This is a genomic window from Shewanella sp. FeAMO, assembly GCF_053653955.1.
On record NZ_CM132201.1, the window covers coordinates 1904188 to 1923062 of the forward strand.

General features: G+C 54.4%; 15 protein-coding genes. 11 read left to right on the top strand and 4 right to left on the bottom strand.

Going from position 1 to position 18875, the window contains the following annotated elements:
• Positions 1 to 22: 22 nt before the first annotated feature.
• From oleD to ACWAU4_RS08615, 8 genes are all read left to right on the top strand, one after another.
• Positions 23 to 1177 carry a 2-alkyl-3-oxoalkanoate reductase gene (oleD, locus tag ACWAU4_RS08580; RefSeq protein ID WP_107004576.1) on the top strand — a complete coding sequence of 385 codons (1155 nt, stop codon included), beginning with the start codon at positions 23 to 25 and terminating at the stop codon, positions 1175 to 1177.
• Positions 1178 to 1202: 25 nt separating this feature from the next.
• Positions 1203 to 1718 carry a rod shape-determining protein gene (locus ACWAU4_RS08585; RefSeq protein ID WP_208125742.1) on the top strand — a complete coding sequence of 172 codons (516 nt, stop codon included), beginning with the start codon at positions 1203 to 1205 and terminating at the stop codon, positions 1716 to 1718.
• A gap of 198 nt (positions 1719 to 1916) precedes the next feature.
• On the top strand, positions 1917 to 2807 hold the full coding sequence (locus ACWAU4_RS08590) for an ABC transporter ATP-binding protein (RefSeq protein ID WP_107004578.1): 891 nt from the start codon (positions 1917 to 1919) through the stop codon (positions 2805 to 2807).
• Positions 2808 to 2817: 10 nt separating this feature from the next.
• The gene (locus tag ACWAU4_RS08595) at positions 2818 to 6375 is read left to right on the top strand and encodes an ABC transporter permease/M1 family aminopeptidase (RefSeq protein WP_454290541.1); all 3558 of its coding nucleotides are present in this window, start codon (positions 2818 to 2820) and stop codon (positions 6373 to 6375) included.
• A gap of 279 nt (positions 6376 to 6654) precedes the next feature.
• Positions 6655 to 6960 carry a hypothetical protein gene (locus tag ACWAU4_RS08600; protein ID WP_025009827.1) on the top strand — a complete coding sequence of 102 codons (306 nt, stop codon included), beginning with the start codon at positions 6655 to 6657 and terminating at the stop codon, positions 6958 to 6960.
• 257 nt (positions 6961 to 7217) lie between these two features.
• Positions 7218 to 8939 (top strand): phospho-sugar mutase, encoded by a 1722-nt coding sequence (locus tag ACWAU4_RS08605; protein WP_044734203.1) that lies wholly within the window; start codon positions 7218 to 7220, stop codon positions 8937 to 8939.
• 222 nt (positions 8940 to 9161) lie between these two features.
• Positions 9162 to 9545: a VOC family protein gene (locus tag ACWAU4_RS08610; RefSeq protein ID WP_045282547.1), complete on the top strand. Its 384-nt coding sequence runs from the start codon at positions 9162 to 9164 to the stop codon at positions 9543 to 9545.
• A 228-nt stretch (positions 9546 to 9773) separates the two neighbouring features.
• The gene (locus ACWAU4_RS08615) at positions 9774 to 10481 is read left to right on the top strand and encodes a helix-turn-helix transcriptional regulator (protein ID WP_454290542.1); all 708 of its coding nucleotides are present in this window, start codon (positions 9774 to 9776) and stop codon (positions 10479 to 10481) included.
• Between the two features lie 71 nt (positions 10482 to 10552).
• Here ACWAU4_RS08615 and ACWAU4_RS08620 read toward each other — a convergent pair whose 3' ends face one another.
• The 4 genes from ACWAU4_RS08620 to ACWAU4_RS08635 form a co-directional block, all read right to left on the bottom strand.
• Complete coding sequence (locus ACWAU4_RS08620; RefSeq protein WP_208125743.1) at positions 10553 to 11107, bottom strand: hypothetical protein; 555 nt, start codon at positions 11105 to 11107, stop codon at positions 10553 to 10555.
• A complete protein-coding gene (locus tag ACWAU4_RS08625; RefSeq protein WP_045282427.1) occupies positions 11058 to 11603 on the bottom strand; it encodes a GNAT family N-acetyltransferase in 546 nt (181 codons plus the stop codon). The genes ACWAU4_RS08620 and ACWAU4_RS08625 overlap by 50 nt, the downstream gene beginning before the upstream one ends.
• Before the next feature lie 11 nt (positions 11604 to 11614).
• On the bottom strand, positions 11615 to 11920 hold the full coding sequence (locus tag ACWAU4_RS08630; protein WP_025009831.1) for an NIPSNAP family protein: 306 nt from the start codon (positions 11918 to 11920) through the stop codon (positions 11615 to 11617).
• Between the two features lie 324 nt (positions 11921 to 12244).
• On the bottom strand, positions 12245 to 15088 hold the full coding sequence (locus ACWAU4_RS08635; protein ID WP_186265514.1) for a TonB-dependent receptor: 2844 nt from the start codon (positions 15086 to 15088) through the stop codon (positions 12245 to 12247).
• Between the two features lie 337 nt (positions 15089 to 15425).
• Between ACWAU4_RS08635 and agaR the strand changes: the two genes are divergently transcribed.
• Genes agaR through ACWAU4_RS08650 form a run of 3 tightly spaced genes read left to right on the top strand, consistent with a single transcriptional unit; the run spans position 15426 to position 18875 of the window.
• The gene (gene agaR / locus ACWAU4_RS08640; protein ID WP_044734208.1) at positions 15426 to 16208 is read left to right on the top strand and encodes a transcriptional repressor AgaR; all 783 of its coding nucleotides are present in this window, start codon (positions 15426 to 15428) and stop codon (positions 16206 to 16208) included.
• A 14-nt stretch (positions 16209 to 16222) separates the two neighbouring features.
• Positions 16223 to 17593 carry a Gfo/Idh/MocA family protein gene (locus ACWAU4_RS08645; protein ID WP_028780309.1) on the top strand — a complete coding sequence of 457 codons (1371 nt, stop codon included), beginning with the start codon at positions 16223 to 16225 and terminating at the stop codon, positions 17591 to 17593.
• A gap of 7 nt (positions 17594 to 17600) precedes the next feature.
• Complete coding sequence (locus ACWAU4_RS08650; RefSeq protein WP_096141327.1) at positions 17601 to 18875, top strand: class II D-tagatose-bisphosphate aldolase, non-catalytic subunit; 1275 nt, start codon at positions 17601 to 17603, stop codon at positions 18873 to 18875.

An 18875-nucleotide genomic window follows, 5' to 3' on the forward strand; every position in this document is an offset into this window, starting at 1 on the left:
ATAACAGAGACAGAAACCCACTATGGCCACATTTGCACCACAATCTCAATCACCTGAGTCAATAGCCTCGTCGCAGGATTTGCCTGCGGCTTTGTCACAAGAGACAGCGGTTTTGTCACAAGAAACCGGGCATGATGAACTTCATCCCGAGCTGTTGGCGCTGGCCCGGGAACTCGCGACCCGAGTCAAGCGGGTGTTGGTGACAGGCGCCGGAGGCTTTTTGGGGCAGGCCATATGTCGGCCGCTGCTGGCTGCCGGTATTCAGGTCGTGGGGGTGGCCAGGGGCCATTATCCGGCGCTCGAGGCCATGGGCGCTACCATGGTGCGCGCCGATATTTGCGACAAGCAGGCACTGAAACAAGCCCTCGATGGCTGTGAGCTTATCTTTCACGTTGCCTCCAAGGCCGGAGTCTGGGGCAGCAGAGCAAGCTATTTTCGCCCCAATGTGTTGGGGACAGAAAACATCATCGCCTGCGCCCGTGAATTGGGGATTGGTTATCTGGTCTATACCAGCACGCCGAGTGTCACTTTCGATGGCAAGGATGAGGCCGGTATCGATGAATCCGTTCCCTACGCCAGGCGTTATCTCAACCATTACGGCGCCTCCAAGTCGGAAGCGGAAGAGTTGGTGCTGGCCAGTGCCAAAGAGGGCTTGAAGACAGTGGCCATTCGGCCGCACCTGATTTGGGGGCCTGGCGATCCTCATCTGGTGCCCCGCGTGCTGGAGCGAGGCCGCAAGGGCCGGCTCAAGTTGGTGGGTCGTGACGATAAATTAGTGGACACCATTTATATCGACAATGCCGCCTTTGCCCACCTGAGCGCGGCCAGGAGCCTGCTGGCTGAACCTTGCCGCTGCAATGGCAAGGCCTATTTTGTCAGTAACGATCAGCCCCTTACTATGGCGGCCATGCTCGACAGCATTCTTGCCTGTGACAACTTACCCGCGGTGGAAAAGCGGGTACCGGCCACTCTGGCCTACGCCATTGGCGCCATGCTCGAAGGAATTTACCGACTGCTGGCTATCAAGCAGGAGCCGCTGATGACCCGCTTTGTCGCCAAACAGCTTTCCTGCAGCCACTACTACGACATCTCAGCCGCCAAGAGGGACTTGGATTACAGGGTCATCGTCAGTATGGAGCAGGGGATGAATAAGCTAAGGCGCTCTCTTGGCCACTAGCTCAGGAAAATCATAAGGAAATAACATGTTGTCGCTGTTGCCCGGCACAAAGCCGGCGCTTATTTATATCGAGTTCAACGCCAAACGTATCAGGCTCACCCTTGCCGACAGTCGTCATAGTCTGGGGCAAGTCAGCCTTGAGACCATTCCTGAGGTGGCAGTGCAGCAGGATAACAAGGGCAGTTTCAAGCTGTTGGCAGTGGGCGATGAAGCGCGGCGACTGGCCGCGACCAAGGGAGTGAAATGCCTCAATCCCTTCGAACATGTCCGTACCCCGTTGGCGGACTTTTACCTGGCCGGAATCCTGCTCAAACAGCTGGTTAAGCGGGTACTACCGCGAAAACTTTTTGCCAAGGCACCTTTGCTTATCATCCAGCCAAGCGACGAATATGCCGGTGGCCTGACCATGATAGAAGAGCGCGCCTTGCAGGAACTTGCCTTTGCTGCCGGAGCAAAAGATAGCCTGGTTTACCAGGGGCCGAGACTCACAGGGCAGCAGGATTTCAATGGGTTGAAACTGCAGCAAGTGAAGGCCTTTTAGGCGAGCCAAAGTACCGCACATATTGCAATCCATCACTGGCGGCATCTCTGCGCCGCTGAGAAACTGTACAGCAAAAGGTTATCGGCGTTAGCGAACAAAGTATGTTAAATGTTTGAATCTTTGTTACAAATTTTGCAAGTTGTAATGTTTAAATCATGCTAGCTTGGTATTCATTTATCTCTCCGGCATGAGGAAACTATGCTCAGTATCGAAGCCCTAAGCAAGACCTATGACAACGGTGTTAAGGCACTGGATAATGTAAATCTACAGGTAGACAAAGGGATGTTTGGTCTGCTCGGCCCCAACGGTGCAGGCAAATCCTCTTTGATGCGCACCATAGCCGCATTGCAAAGTGCCGATAGCGGCAGCATTAGTTTCGACGGCATAGACATTCTCAAACAGCCGCAAAAATTGCGTCAGACCCTGGGGTATCTGCCGCAGGATTTTAACGTTTACCCCAGGATCAGCGCCTGGGACTTGCTCGATCACCTGGCTATTCTCAAAGGGATCAACAACAAGGGTGAGCGGCGTGAGATGGTGGATGGCTTACTGGCACACACCAACCTTTATCAACACAAGAACAAGGCGGTCAGCGGTTTTTCCGGCGGTATGCGTCAACGTTTCGGGATTGCGCAGGCGCTGCTTGGCGACCCTAAGCTGTTGATTGTCGACGAACCCACCGCCGGCTTGGATCCTGAGGAGCGCAACCGTTTCCACAACTTGTTGGTGAGCCTGGGGGAAGAGAAGGTGATTATCCTCTCGACCCATATAGTGGAAGATGTCTCGGAGCTTTGCGCCAATATGGCGGTGCTCGCCGGTGGTCAGATCCTGCTGCAGGGCAATCCCATGGAGTTGGTGGTCTCTTTGGAGCAAAAAATTTGGACTCGCACCGTCAGCCAGGCCGAGGCCAGCGAGCTTGAACAACAGCTCAATGTGATTGCCAAACGCCTGTTTGCCGGCCGCACTGTGCTGCATGTCTGGGCCGATTCGGCGCCGGAAGGTTTTACTCAGGCAACGCCGGGGTTGGAAGATCTTTATTTCAGCACCCTGTATCGCCACCGCAACAGCAAGCCGGTTCAGGCTGCCTGAGGAACTGCCCATGTTTGTTTCCATGTTACGCTTTGAATGGCGCTACTATCTGCGGCAGCCATCTTTTTATGTTGTTTCTTTGCTGTTGTTTTTAATCAGCTTTCTATCCGTTGTATCCAACAATGTGCAGATAGGTGGTGGCGGTGAGGTGCTGAAGAACAGCCCCTTCAGCATTGCCCAGACCCTGCTGATCATGAGCTTTATCTCCATGTTTGCCGTGGTCAACTTTGTCGGTAGTACAGCGGTGCGCAACCAGCAGCACGGGATGGAGGAACTGATCTATTCCAAACCGCTGACTCCGCTGGCCTATCAGTTGGGGCGTTTTTTCGGCAGTTATCTGGTGGTCATGGCGGTGTTTTCCATGGTGCCGCTGGCGATGTGGCTCGGCTCTTTTATGCCTTGGGTCGATGCCAGCCGTTTCGGTGAAAATCGGCTCAGCTATTATCTGCTGCCCTTGTTGCTGTTGGCCGCGCCGAGCCTGCTGCTGATATCGGCGCTGTTTTATGCCATGGCCAGCCGTTTTCGCTCCATGATGGGTTTGTATCTGACAGCCGTAGCACTGCTTATTATCTACAACCTCACCGGCGAGCTGGCCAGTCAGCCCCAGTTTCGCACGCTGGCGGCCATGTTGGATCCCTTTGCACTGCGCACCTTTGCCGACGTTACCCGTTACTGGACCATAGCCGAGAAAAACACCCAGTTGGTGGAGCTGACCGGTGTTATGCTCAGCAACCGCGCCATGTGGCTTTCTCTGGCGGTCATCTTGCTGCTTGTAGCCAAGGTCTGGCGCCAACCAACACTTACTCGCAAGAAGGACAAAGGCTCCGGCAAGCTGTCTGCAACCCCGGCATTGCAGCCCTTGCAGCAACTGAGCCGTGCAAGCTCGCCATCGACTTCGGCGCAGTTCAAGGCCCGAGTCGGTTTTGAAATCCGCCAGGTGCTTTACACAGCACCGTTTGTGATTTTGGGGCTGCTCACCGTTTTTAACCTGGTCGGGCCCATGTTCGGTGATTTTGGTTGGTATGGCACCTCCAACTGGCCGCTGACCCAGGACATGGTCGATAATATTGCCGGGGCCACCGGCCTGCTGATGGTGATAGTACTCATCTACTACAGCGCCGAGATTGTCTGGCGTGAGCGCAACTCCGGAATGGGGGACATAGTCGACAGTCTGCCGGTGCCGAATCTGGTGTTCTGGACCTCCAAACTGGTGGCTGTGGTGTTGGTGATGGCGCTTCTGTACCTGTTGGCGACCCTGACCACAATTACTTTCCAACTGATCAAGGGGCAGTACAATCTCGAACTGGCTCAATACGCCATCAGGCTGGGATTTTACTATCTGTTGCCACTGCTGATGTCGGCGGTTCTGGCGTTCTTCTTTCAGGTGCTCAGCCCGAACAAGTATGCCGGTATGGGGCTGTTTGTCGCCTACTACCTGACGACCTTTGTGATGGCCAGTTGGGGATTCGGCCATTCACTGTATAACTTTGGCGCTTCCCCTTACCTGGTCTATTCGGATATGAACGGTTACGGCTGGGGACTCTTGAGCCACAGCTTGTATATGCTCTATTGGGGCGGTTTCTCACTGCTGCTGTTTGTGCTGGGTTATGGTCTCTATCACAGGGGGCCGAAACAGCCTCTGAAACACAGGTTTGCCCTGCTGGGCGGTCAACTGGGAGCCAAGGGACGCTTGCTGGCGGCCTTTGGGGTGCTGCTGTTTGTTGCCAGCGGCAGCTATCTCTTCTACCAGACCAAGGTGGTCAATCATTACTATACCAATGATGAGGAAACCGACCTGCGCGCCGACTATGAGAAGAAATTCAAGCAGTATGCGTCTTTGCCCGTGCTGACCACCACTGCGGTCAAGGCCGACATTGATATCTATCCTGAGTCACGGCGAATCGAGGCAGATATCAAGCTTGATTGGGTCAACAAACAGGACAAGCCGATAAGCAAATTGCTGGTCAGTCTACCGTCCCACACCCGCGCGGAAGATCTCAGCATCACCTTGCCGGGGGCGACTCTGGGCGAGTTTGACGATAAATTCAATGTCAGTTGGCTGGTGTTTGACAAGCCGTTGCCGCCGGGGGAGAAAATCAGCGGCCGCATTCATTTGATTCGGGAAACCCAAGGGGTTGAAGAGTCCAACTTCGATCTGTCCATGGTCGAAAACGGCACCTTTATCAATAATATCGAGCTGCTGCCTCAGTTTGGGTATCAGGAAGGCTATGAACTCAGCGATCGCCACGAGCGTGAGAAACGTGGTCTTGAAGACAAACCAAGAGCCAATAAGCTGGAAGACGCGCGCTTTTATCGGCAGAACTTCTTTGGCGTAGACGGCGACTTTATCGATTTTGAAGCCACGGTTTCCACCTCAGGCCAGCAGATGGCACTGGTGCCCGGATACCTGCAGCGGCAATGGCGTGAAAATGGTCGCAACTTCTTCCATTACAAGATGGATAGCCCCATGGTTAACTTCTATTCGATCCTCTCCGGACGTTTCGAAGTGGACCGGCAGAAGTACAAGGACATAGTGATCGAGGTGTACTATCATTCGGCCCACTATTGGAACGTGGAGCGAATGATAGAGTCGGTGAAAGACTCTATCGACTATTACACCCAGGCTTTTGGTCCCTATCAACACAAGCAACTGCGTATAGTAGAGTTTCCCGGTTATCGCTCCTTTGCCCAGAGTTTTGCCAACACTGTGCCTTACTCTGAGCGTATCGGCTTTATCGCCGACCTGCGCAACTCGGACAATATTGACCCCGTCTATTATGTGACGGCCCACGAAGTGGCACACCAGTGGTGGGGGCATCAGGTTGGCGCTGCCGATGTACAGGGCAGTGCGGTTATCTCCGAGAGCCTGTCGCAATACTCGGCGCTGATGGTGATGGAGCACAAGTATGGCCCGCAGATGCTGCGCCGCTTCCTCAAGTATGAGCTTGACCGCTACCTGCGAGGTCGCTCATCGGAAAGCAAGGGCGAACAGCCGTTGCTGCGCAGTGAAGGGCAGGGCTATATCCATTACCAGAAGGGCTCGGTGATCATGATGGGGATCCGTGACCGCCTGGGTGAAGAACGGCTCAATGCCAATTTGAAGGCATTCCTTGAGCGTTACAAGTTCCGCGGCGATCCTTTCCCGACCACTCTGGAACTGCTCAGCTATCTGAAACGGAATACGGACGGTGCCGAGGCGCGTTTCATTGAGAACTCCTTCTCTGAGATCAGTCTCTATGACCTGCGTCTGACCGAGGCCAAGGTAACCGAAACGCCGGAAGGCCAGTTTAAAGTCAGTCTGGATATCTATGCCCAGCGCCGGGTCGCTTCAGAGAAGGGCGCCGAGCAGGAAGTACCGCTGGATGAATGGATTGATATAGGCGCCTTCAAGGTCAACCCGGACAAGCTCAAGCAGGATGATCAGGTGTTGTCGCTGCAGAAATATCGGCTCAAGAGCGGAGAGAACCATCTCGAACTGGTGCTGAGCGAAAAGCCTGCCTATGTCGGGGTCGACCCCTTCATCAAGCTGGTGGACCGGGACTCGGAAGACAATATTTTCAAGCTCTGATCCTTTAACGGCCTACTTGGCTATTTGACAAAACGCCCCGCAATCAGGTTTGTGGGGCGTTTTTACATTTGGGCTTTGTCAGTGAACTCAGCGACTGTCTCAGGCAGGTTGCCATTCATCTCCCCGGCACTCCGGGCTCGACTATAGTTTATGGATATGGCCAGTCGATGACCGCCTAACCTGACTCGCCATAGAATCACTATGCTATCGCCAATCCGGCTGGTACTCGAACGGCTGACAGCGCTTTGAGTGACTCAAACTTCTATAAGGAATGGGATTATGTCTATGGTCAGTGCCAAAGAGTTTGCCGACTGGCTTTACAAGCGTTTCGAGCAGGTAGAGCATGGGGTCAGCATGAGCCGTGAGGATATCAACCAGCTTACCGGCAGGCAGAATTTCTCCATGGTGTTTGTCCATGATATCCACTATGAATTGATGCAACACGGCATGGCATTTGTGACAGATACCTCCCGGGAACAGTTCTTCCTGGTGCGTGTTTGTCCCATGCCCTGGCGGCAACAACTGGAGCAGCAATTTGACAAGGAGATCTTCAATAACGTTATCTCCATCAATATGTCCCGCTGAAATGCCGGTATCAATCTGCTGATAAGCCAACTCCGATATGAAGCAGAAATTTAAGCCAAGCCAAATCAAGCCGGGAACCACTCTACTAGAGTTCTCGTTGCCGCTGCAAACACCCCATACGGATGGCAAAGGGCTAACTTAAGTAGGAGGGGCTGCTTTAAAGTCCGAACAAAATCATAAAATTAATGCAAATTCACTTGTCGCGGACCTGAGTTTTTCTTACTTTGGAATGAAACTGATTATCAAAGAGGCCACCTATGAATACTCATCTGGAGCTGCAACTGAAACATTGGCTGGACAAAGATCCCGATCCTAAAACTCGGGATGAGCTGTTGAGTCTTAAAGCCGAAGGTAATGAAACTGAATTGGCCGCCCGCTTTGCCGGCCGTTTGGCCTTCGGCACCGCCGGTCTCAGGGGCGTGGTCGGCGCCGGTCCAATGCGGATGAACCGTTTGGTTATCCGCCAAACCACAGCGGGCCTGGGGCAGTATCTGCTCGCCCAGGTTAAAGATGCCGCCAGCCGCGGTGTGGTGATAGGTTTCGATGGCCGCCATGACTCACGTACCTTCGCCCATGATGCCGCCAGCGTGTTGACCGCCATGGGGATTAAGGTGCGACTCACCGCCAAAGTGGCCGCCACGCCGCTGGTAGCCTTTGGGGTGAAACACTTTGAAGCTGCCGCCGGCATCGTTGTGACCGCCAGCCATAACCCGCCGCAATACAATGGCTACAAGGTCTATTGGGGTAATGGCGCGCAGATCATTCCGCCACATGACTCAGGTATTGCTGCCTGCATAGATAAGGCTGCCAACGAAGAGCTGCCTTGGCTGGAGCAGAGTGAAGCCACCAAGCAGGGTAAACTCATTTGGCTGCAGGATGATTTCTATCAGGACTATCGCCGCGGTGTGTTCCATGCCGATGTGTTGCAGCACAAAACGGCGCCCGAAAGGGTGAGCCTGGCCTATACCGCCATGCATGGTGTTGGCGCAGAAATGGCCAAGACAGTGCTCAAGGATGCCGGTTTTACTCAGGTTTATTCTGTCGCTGCCCAGGAAAAACCGGACGGTGACTTCCCAACGGTTAAGTTCCCCAACCCGGAAGAGAAGGGCGCCATGGATCTGGTGATCGCCGAGGCCAAGCAGCATCAGGCGTTGCTGGCCTGTGCCAACGATCCTGATGCCGACAGGCTGGCGGTAGCAGTGCGCCGAGATGATGGCGAATACCAAATGCTCACCGGCGATCAGGTGGGGGCCTTGCTGGGCCACTATCTATTGTCCAAGGCGCCGGCCAATCAGCGTCTGCTGGGAACCACCATAGTCTCTTCAACCTTGCTCTCCAAAATCGCCAAGGCCAAGGGCGGTGAGTTTTATACCACGCTCACGGGTTTCAAGTGGCTCACCAATGTTGGTATGCAGCGACAGAGCGACAGCAATAAATTCCTGTTCGCCTATGAAGAGGCGCTGGGCTATACAGTGGGCAGCATGGTGTGGGATAAGGACGGCCTGTCGGCGCTGGTGGCTTTTGCCCAGCTGACTGCCGAGCTGGCGGCGCAGGACAAAACCATCTGGGACAGACTGGAAGAACTCTATCGCGACTATGGTTTACACCTCAATACTCAGGTGAGCATAGCGCTCAAGCCGGGGACGCCGGATATCGGAGCCCATCTGCGGGCCAATCCTCCCGAGTCCATTGCGGGCATGGCGGTATTGGTGACCGAGGATCTCAAATCGGCCGAGCGGCGTTACGCCGATGGGCGGCGGGAGATTATCGAATTACCGGCCAGTGATGTGCTGACCTTCCACCTTGAAGGCGGTGCCCGGGTGATAGTGCGGCCCTCGGGAACCGAGCCCAAGATCAAGTGTTATTACGAGGTGGTTGAGCCTATGCAGGCAAGCGACAGCCTGGCAGATGCCGAAAGCCGGGCCAGGGCCGCGCTGGATGCCTTCGTCAGCGGCCATCAGGCGTCACTGCCCAAGTAACCTACTGCCCCGGAAAACCGCTGAGAAGATAGATAAAGGCCCGCACTGCGGGCCTTTTGTCGTTTACTCCCATACAAATTTTATTGGTGTTTTCGCTCAGACTACTGACAACAGGTTGTCAGCAGCACCCGTGCATACTTGTTTTCGTCCTGAGAGCCAAGCTTGTCAGGACGGCGGAGGATGGTCCTCCTGCCACAACTGAATCAACATGGAGATGTGAAAATGTCAGCAGAAATCCCTTTGGTCTGGAGTGAGATCCCGGTTGCCGATATGGCTCGCGCCAAGCGTTTTTATCAAGAGGTGCTGGGACTGCACTGCAGCGAAGACCCTATGCCTGAGTGTGAGTATGTCAGCGTCAGCCGCACCAGTGGTGATACCGCTTGCTTTGGGCTGATTAAACACCCGCAGATGGCCCCTTCAATGACGGCATCCGTGGTTTACCTCCACCTGGGTGACAAGCTGGGTACCACCATAGGTCAGCTGGAAGCACAGGGTGTGCAAATCCTCGTGCCACCTATGCCCATCAAGGAAGGTGAATGCGGCTATTGTGCCCAAATAGCCGATTCCGAAGGCAACCGACTTGGCTTGTGGGCCATGCAGCTGTAAGCTCAGCGCTGTTATCTTTATCGGGACCGACGCAATGTCGGTCTTTGCTTGAATGAATACCATAGCGCATAGGCGTTTACTCAGTCAGCAAGAATGAAAGGGTGGGAGGCAAGTAGGGCAACGCATGGTGTATTGGGATAAATCGACATTGGTCTGCGCTGTAAGCCTGGTGTTTCAAGCCAAACTATGGAAGTCAAATCAAACAGCTATAAGGGATGGTATTAAGTCATGCGCCGCGCCGACCGTTTGTTTCAGATAGTGCAGATCCTGCGCCACCGCCGTTTGACCACTGCGGCCGTATTGGCCGAGCGCCTGGAAGTGTCAGTCAGAACCATTTACCGGGATATTCAGGATCTCTGTCTCAGTGGTATCCCCATCGAAGGGGAGGCCGGGCTTGGCTATCTGCTGCGTCAGGAGGTGAGTGTCCCGCCGCTGATGTTCAATGAGGCCGAACTGGAAGCGATTCAACTGGGGATCCGCATGGTGCAGACCTGGGGCGGCAATGAGCTGGGCAAGGCGGCCAAACAGGCGCTTATCAAGGTCGAAGCCGTGGTGCCTGAGCGTTTGCGGGCGCTACAGAGTTTGATGTTCTCACCGGACTTCTATCTGGATCAGCAAGAGTTTGTTTATCTTGACCCACTGCGTATCGCCGCCAGGCTGCGCCACTTTGTGCTGCTCGACTATCAGGATGTAAAAGGCAGCGCCAGTCAGCGCAAAATAAGGCCGCTGGCTATCTACTTTTGGCGTGGCACCTGGACCTTGTTGGCCTGGTGTGAACTGAGAGACGACTTTCGCTCCTTTCGGGTCGACCGTATCGTTAATCTGTCACAGTTGCCGGAGCGTTTCCCCATTACCCCGGGCCAGGAGATGGAGGACTTTGTCCGCCGTATGGAGGATGACTATAAAAGACAGGAGCAAAGCCAGGGCGAAAGCTGATCATACTGACGCTTGACCGACAGGGCGCTGGCGTGAACAGCCAACTTTGAACATTCAAAATGTCAGTTTCCCTAAGACATTATTCCTTGCTCCCGCAACAGGTAAGCTATCAAATCTTTCAGGTGCTCAAAGCTTTCAAAGGTTTCCCGTAAGTCGAAAAAATTCACTACCCGGTATTCGGCGCTGGGGAGGTGAAACACTATGCTGTCCAGGTTGCCTTCATGGCCCAGCTGTAAAAAGTCATCCTGCTCCAGGCTGCAGTGCAATAGTTCGTCGATTGAGTTAAGGATGACATTGTTAATTTGGATGCCATTGGCATACCTGAGCAAATCCAGATAGTCGATGGGCAGTAAATCTGGTGGAATAGACTCCCAGACATTAAGCAACTGATCGATTTGCGCCTCTGTTGCCGGTGGATTGCAGTATAAATCGTCTTGGTACTTCTTCAGCATCCTCAGCGTATCAAGCAAACTATCCAAACTATCGAGTCCTTTTATTGTTTCACTCATTTGCGCCATAGCTTCACCGGCGCCAAACAGCCGATACCATTCTGCGCCGCCTGATGCAGAGCCATGGTCAGTCGCTGACCAGTCGCCCATAGAGCGCCGAATCTGAAATAACACCATTGATTTGCCAGCGCTGGCGCAGCAAACCTTCCCGGATGAAGCCGAGTTTATCCAGAGCCTTGGCCGATGCACTGTTGCCGGGATCTATCTCGGCCTCGATGCGTCTGAGTTTAAGCGTGTTGAAGCCATAGTCGATAAGGGCTTCGCCGGCCTCTTGAATATAGCCTTTGCCCCAAGCGGCTTTGCCCAGGCCAAAACCTATCTCAGCCCGTTTGGAGCCGCTGTCATAACTGAACAACATGCATTTCCCCAGCAGCTCACAGGTATCCCGCTGGAATATGCCAAGGGTGATGCCCTCTTGCCTGGTCATGCCCTGCTTGGCGGCAGAGATAAAATCCAGCGCGTCGCTGCTATGGGTCCAGGGCGCGGTATTCCAGTATTTCATCACTTCGGGATCGGAAAATATCGCCAGCAGGGCATCGGCATCCTGCACTTGCAGCGGCCGCAGCCTGAGTCTCGAAGTCTCGAGTGTCGGGGCAAACAAGCTTGAAGACATCTTCGTTCTCCTTAACCGAGCACTGGCCGAAAGAAGCTGCGCTCATAACTTTCAATGCAGTCGGTTTGTTCGGCAAATACCAGCGCCGCCTGACATTCAGGGTCGTCTTTGGCTCGATTGCGATAGCTTTCGTATTCTGCCAGGCTCGGGAAGGTGAACAGAGCCAGGGCGATATTGCTGGCACCCTCGCTCGGCAGAAAATAACCATTATGGGTGCCGCCGAACTTTTCCACCAAGGGGATCCACATTTTGGCGTAGCGTTCAAATTCGGCCAGTTGCTTGGGTTTGATGACGTATTTGATATAGCAGGTGATCACAGTTTTCGAGTCCTTTGATTTTGGGGGAAGTGCTTGGGATTAACCGCCCGGCCAATTCCTTGAAGCCGGCCTTCTATGCCGGATGCTGAGTCGGCTGAATCGCGTCTACTTTTGTCAGCCGGGTGTTAAAAGGAGTGCTAGAGACTAACCCAGGCTTTGCTTGTTAAGCAAGTGGGTGACTTGGGAGCAACAGAGTAGCTTTTAATTAAGAATCATCGGCTTGAAGGATTGATTTGGAAGATGTCAGCCCAGGCTATATGGCGGTTTCCCGGGCCGACATGGAGTTTGGGCGGAAGGCGTTATCCTTTCACCCAAACTCTGTTTTTAGAAGCTGCCGCGAATACCCACGGCTATCTGGGTACCGAAGCGTTCCAGATAATTCACCTGATCTTCGCGTTTGATGTAACCGGAGTAGCGGTTGTTGGTCAGGTTGGAGGCTTCACTGAACAGGGTCAAGTTGTCTGTGATGTCGTAGCTGATGCTGGCATCCAACTGGCCGTAGTCGTCTATCCAGGCCGGGCCGCCCCAGGCATCCGGATCCACCAGGAACTTGCTGCGCCAGTTATAGGCAAGGCGCGCCTGCAAACCATACTGCTCATAGTAGAGCACGGCATTGTAGGAGTTCTCGGACATCCCCTTGAAGGGCAGATCCTTGGCTTTCAGCTCAGGATCGTCATAACTGCTGTCCACATAGGTGTAGTTAAGCTGCCAGCCAAAGCCGTTGAACGGCTCAGGCAACCACTGTTCGAGGGATTGTTGCCAGGCAATTTCAAAGCCCTGCACTTTGGCACCATACTGTCCGGAAACCGGCTGGCTTACCAGGTAACGGTTGCCATCGACCTCCATGGGGGTCTTTTCATCAGAGATAAAGGAGTCGATATCCTTGATGAACAGGGCGCCGCTCAGTGAACTGCTGTCGCCGTAATACCACTCCAGCGCCAGATCCGCCTGTTTGGCCTGCTCGGGCTCAACCCCGGGATTACCGCGCACCAGAGTTGGTAAGCCCTGCTCCTGACTGGTGAAGTTGGGCGCGGCCCAGACTCTGAGCGAGTAGAGTGACGGGCGGCTCAATACTTCGGCGGCCGAGATGCGCAGCAGCAGATCGTCCTGCAGGTTCAGCTTGAAGTTGAGGCTTGGCAATATGTTGGTATAGCTGTCGCTGTAGTTTACCGGGCTGACAGTGCGCCAGTCATCGTTGAGCGGCTGACCGGCATCATCCAGCACTACCTTGCTCAAGTCATAGCCAAAGCCTTCGGAATCGACTTGGGTGCGACTGGCCCTGACCCCCAGATTGAGCATATAGGGCAGATCGAACAGCAGCTCTTCAATCGTTATCTGCACATAGGCCGAGGTCACGGCCTCGCTTACCTCATAAGTACCGGCCTGATTGGCACTGGCTACTATGGCCTCATTGGCGGCATCGCTGTTGATGGAGCGGTAGTATTCCAGCAACTTGTCATAGTCAAAGCTGGGCCAGGGATCCGGTGAGATGCTGTTTTCGCCGTCGAGGAAGTTATCGAAGTTGGCGGGCACAAACACATTGCCCGGAATTTGGAACAGCTCAAACTCGCCTTGAGTGAAGACTCCCGAGCCGTCAAAAGCATAACCGTCGCGGGTTAGATAGTAGCCGCCGCGACTGAATTGGCTGGGGTTTTTCGATCTGAACTCATTCTGGCTCTTGACCTGCTTGACATAGTTTATCCCGGCATCCAGCTTGCTGATAAAGCCGCTTTCCGGCAAATACTGGGTCATCAGCTTAAGATCCGTTACCTTGTCATCCACGCCAGTGCCACTGTTTAGGCTGTAGTGGGCACCATAGGTCTGCTCGCTGGTGAGTCCAGGGCCTATCACCACATCCGGCAGCATCTGACCATTGGTGTAGTCGATATCTATGTTGTCGACAAAGCCGCGGGCGACGATGAAGCGATTGTCGCCCTTGTTCTTGTTTTTGGCGGCCGAGTAGGCAAGATCGGCGGTGACCGACCAATTGGGGGTGATAAACAGCGCCGTATTCAGTGCCAGTTGGTAGGTGTCTGTCTTGCGCGGTGTGCTCAGGTTAAGCAGCTCCACCATAGTGTTGTCGCCCTGCTGACGCATGGAAACCACTCGCCCCAGCTCATCGAACTGCGCATCGCTGAACAGCGGGGTACCCGGTGTCCACTCCTCGTCATAGTTGACAAACCCTATCTGGTATTTGTGTCCATCGGTATTGTAGCGAGAGTAGAGGGCATCGAAATTGACATCCAGATTATCCAGAGGCCGCCATTGCAGCGCCAGGGTGCCACCGATGCGTTCGCGTACGTCCTGGGCGTTGGCATAGTACATGTAGCTTGGTATTTTGGAGGCGTAGATTTCGCCTTCATCAATCACACCATTGCCGTTGGTGTCTACCGGCACCCCGGCGCTGTCGACACCCCAGCCTTCCTCTTCATCGAAAAAACCATCGGCGGAATAGGTGTCGGCCCTGAGGGTTTTCTTGGAGTAAACGGCGGAAAACAGAGCGCCGAAACTGTCGTCATCGGACTTGTCGCCTATGATGAGAGATGCGTGCGGATGCAGGTCTTCGGTGCGCGACTCATAGATACCCTTGGCCGAGGCCTGCAGGGTAAAACCGTCCAAATCCAAAGGCTTGCGGGTCTGAATATCCACAATTGCCCCTATGCCTCCCTCGGTGAGCCGTGCTTCGGGAGACTTGTAAACCGCCAGCACATTGACCAGCTCCGAGGCTATGGTGTCAAAGTTGAAGTCCCGCCCGGCATTGTCCGACGCCAGCTTGCGGCCATTGAGGGTGGTGATGTTGTAGCCGTCCCCCAGGCCGCGGATCAGTATGTTCTGTCCCTCGCCGCCGTTGCGGGTAATGGTCACCCCGGGAATACGTTGCAGTGCTTCGGCCAGGTTTTCATCCGGAAACTTGCCTATGTCATCGGCCACCACAAGATCCACCACTGCGGTGGCATTCTGTTTCAGAAACAGCGACTCCTTAATGGCTGAGCGGATACCCGTTACCTGGATCCTTTCCAGCTCGGCATCCTGCTGTTGAGCTGAGTTTTGTTGTGTTTGAGCCTTGTTTTCCTTGTCGGACTCGTCATTGGCCGTAACCGGCTGTGTTGCCAGCGCACTGGCAACTGCCAGGGCAATTAGGGCAGGTTGGGTGGCTAAGAGCTTCATGGGTTCCCCGCTGTTTGTTTTTATCAGGCTTAATGCCTTTCGCTTTTGTTGTTTTTCGAAAGCATTGGAAACAGCGAAATACTTTCGATTGCTTATTTATAGCGTTAAAAACTCTGGGTGATCAATAAAAAAATGTAAAATGTCTTTTAATTGTTTTCGGTTTGGTGCATAGTTTAGCTAGTTGAAAGTGAAAATTTGTTGTTGATTTTGGCTTAAGTCGTTGTGGAATAAGAATTGTTGTTATGATTTGACGACGTTGCTAGTAGATTGAAAGCTTTCGAAAGCCAGTGCAGGTTCACCTGCTCCAGAGCGCAACAAACAAAACAGGAAGAGTGCAGTGAATAATCTCAACACTATTGAGAGGCAGCAGGAGATAGTCCGGCTGACCCAACAACAGGGAAAGGTGTCGGTCACCGAGCTGGCAAATCGCTTCGGGGTCTCGGAAGTCACCATACGCTCGGATCTGGCGGTATTGGATCAAAAGCAATTGTTGGTGCGCTCCCGCGGTGGCGCCATGGTCAACTCCGACCTTATTCGTGAACTGTCACTGAAAGAGAAGGGCCACTGCTATTCGGCACTGAAGCAGGAGCTGGGCAAGGTGGCGGCCTCTTTGGTTAATGATGGCGACCGCCTGTTGCTGGACTCGGGCACCACTACCCAGCAAGTTGCGGCCAACCTCCTTGAACATCAAGATCTTATCGTGATGACCAACGGCCTTAACATAGCCACTGAGCTGGCGCGTTCCGACGACGTTGAGGTGATGATCACCGGCGGCTTGCTGCGTAAGAAGTCGATGTCTTTCTATGGTTCCATCGCCGAGAAGAGCCTCAGGGATTACAACTTCAACAAGCTGATCCTCGGGGTGGATGGTTTTGATCTCAAGACAGGTCTCACCACCCATTTTGAGAAGGAAGCCAGTCTCAACCGCATGATGTGTGAGATTGCCAGCGAGATCATAGTGGTTACCGATTCATCCAAATTCGACCAACAGGCGTTTCATGTCATTTGTGCCAGTCGGCAGATCCAGCAACTGGTGACCGACAGCGGCATTCCCGAGCGCTATGTGGAAGAACTCACCAAGCAAGGGGTGCAGCTGCACCTGATAGATAAAAACAAATAACAAGGGGAGAAGTTATGTCTGGTTTTGATCGTCGTTCCTTTCTGAAAGCTTCGGTGGCCACAGCTGCTGCCTCGGCGCTGGCTGGCTGCGCCGCCAATGCCGGTTCATCTGCACTGGCACCCAAGGCCAGTGGCCGCTCTGTCATGGGGCTGGTGGTTCCGAAAATGGCCGAAGTGCGGGTGGGGCTAATCGGCGTCGGTGAGCGAGGTGTTGGGTTCATTCATCATTTCAACAACATAGAAGGTGCCAGGGTAACAGCTATCTGCGATACCGATCCCCTGGTCATAGAACGCGCCAAGAAGGTAATGAGTGACGCAGGCTTGGCCCAGCCCGGTTATTATTCCCAGGGCAAACACGCCTATCGTGAATTGTTGGCACGCCAGGATGTGGACATAGTGGTCATTGCCACACCTTGGGAATGGCACCACCCCATGGCCAAAGAGGCTATGCTGGCCGGCAAACACGCCTTTGTTGAAGTGCCTATGGGGATCACCATGGAGCAGCTCTGGGATCTGGTGGACACAGCCGAGCAAACCCAGCGCAACTGCATGATGATGGAAAACGTCTGCTACGGTCGCGACGAGCTGATGGTGCTCAACATGGTACGCCAGGGGCTGTTCGGTGAACTGCTGCACGGTGAGGCCGCTTATATTCACGAGCTGCGCTGGCAGATGAAGGAGATAGATCGCAAGACGGGCTCCTGGCGTACCAAGTATCACGCCTTGATTGACGGTAACCTGTATCCTACCCATGGTTTGGGGCCTGTGTCCCAGTACATGAATATCAACCGCGGGGACAGGTTCGACTATCTCACTTCCATGAGCTCTCCGTCGCTTGGGCGCGCAGCCTATGCCAAGCGTGAATTCCCCGCCGACCATGCCCGCAACAAGCTCAACTATATCTGCGGTGATATCAATACCAGTCTTATCAAGACGGTTAAAGGCCGAACCATCATGGTGCAACACGACACCACAACGCCGCGTCCTTACAGCCGCCATAACCTGATTCAGGGCACCAATGGGGTGTTTGCCGGTTTCCCCAACCGCATAGCGCTGGAGCAGGGTGGCAGTGGCAGCTTCCACCATTGGGACCAGGATATGACCCAGTGGTATGCCAAGTATGACCATCCGCTGTGGTTGCAGATGGGCGAGGCGGCCGAAAAGAACGGCGGTCATGGCGGCATGGACTTTTTAATGTGCTGGCGGATGATCTACTGCCTGCGTAACGGCGAGCCGCTGGATCAGGATGTGTATGACGGTGCGGCCTGGTCGGCGGTGCAGCCTCTGTCGGCGGCTTCAGTGGCCGATCGCGGTAACTCCAAGGATTTCCCCGACTTTACCCGTGGCGTGTGGCAGAGTGCCAAACCGCTTGGCATTGTAGGTTGAGGTAAGCATGTCTGCACTCAAATCCATTATTGAGGCCAACAAGGCCGGGCAGCAGGCGGGGATCTATTCCGTCTGTTCGGCCCAGCCGCTGGTACTGCGCGCCGCTTTGCGTCATGCGGCGCGGCAACGGGCGCCTTTGCTGATTGAGGCTACGGCCAACCAGGTCAATCAGCACGGCGGCTATACAGGCATGACCCCCGCCGATTTTATCGCCTTTGTAAAGAGCCTGGCCCAAAGTGAAGGTGTTGCCGAAGCGCAGTTGCTGTTCGGCGGCGATCACCTGGGGCCGGTGGCCTGGAAGCACCTGACTGCCGAGCAGGCGATGGCTGAGGCCGAAGCCATGGTGCGGGCCTATGTCGAGGCGGGATTTTGTAAAATTCATCTGGATGCCAGCATGGCTTGTCATCAGGAACAAACGCCCCTTGCCGATGAGGTGATTGCCGCGCGCGCCGCCAGACTGTGCCGCGCCGCAGAAGCGGCCAAGGCGCCGGGGCAACAGCTCTGTTATGTGATAGGCACTGAAGTACCCGCTCCCGGTGGTGTCAGTTCGCTGGAGGAGGGGCTGCATGTCACCCCGGTCGCGGCGATGAAACACACCATTAGCGCCCACAAACAGGCCTTTGCCGCCGAGGGGCTTGGGGCAGAGGTTTGGCAGCGGGTGATTGCGCTGGTGGTGCAGCCAGGGGTGGAGTTCGGCAATGCCGGGGTACATCAGTATGATGATACGCTCACCAAGGAGCAGAGCCGCTTTATTCGCGAGCAGCCCAACCTGGTGTTTGAAGCCCACTCCACAGATTATCAACTGCCGGAGCATTACGCCCAGTTGGTGGCCGGCCATTTTGCCATTCTCAAGGTGGGGCCGCAGTTGACTTTTGCCCTGCGTGAGGGGCTGTTTGCCCTGGATCATATAGAGGTCTTGCTGGTGCCGGCGGCGAAACGCTCAGGGCTTAGAGCACTGTGTGAGCAGAAGATGCTGTCTGAGCCCAAATACTGGCAGTCGTTCTATACAGATCCTGCGCTGCGGGATTGGCAACTGGGATTCAGTTACAGTGACAGGATCCGCTACTACTGGCCCGAATTGTCGCTGACCATAGACAAGCTGCTGGCCAATCTGGCAAACCCCATTCCCGAGCCCCTTATCAGCCAATATCTGCCGCTGGCCTATCCGGCCGTGGTCAGAGGCGAGCTGCCTGCCACGGCGATTGAGCTGGTACTCCATCATATCGGCCTGGTGCTTAGCCGTTATGCCAGCGCCTGTCAGCCTGCTGCCATCGAAGGATAA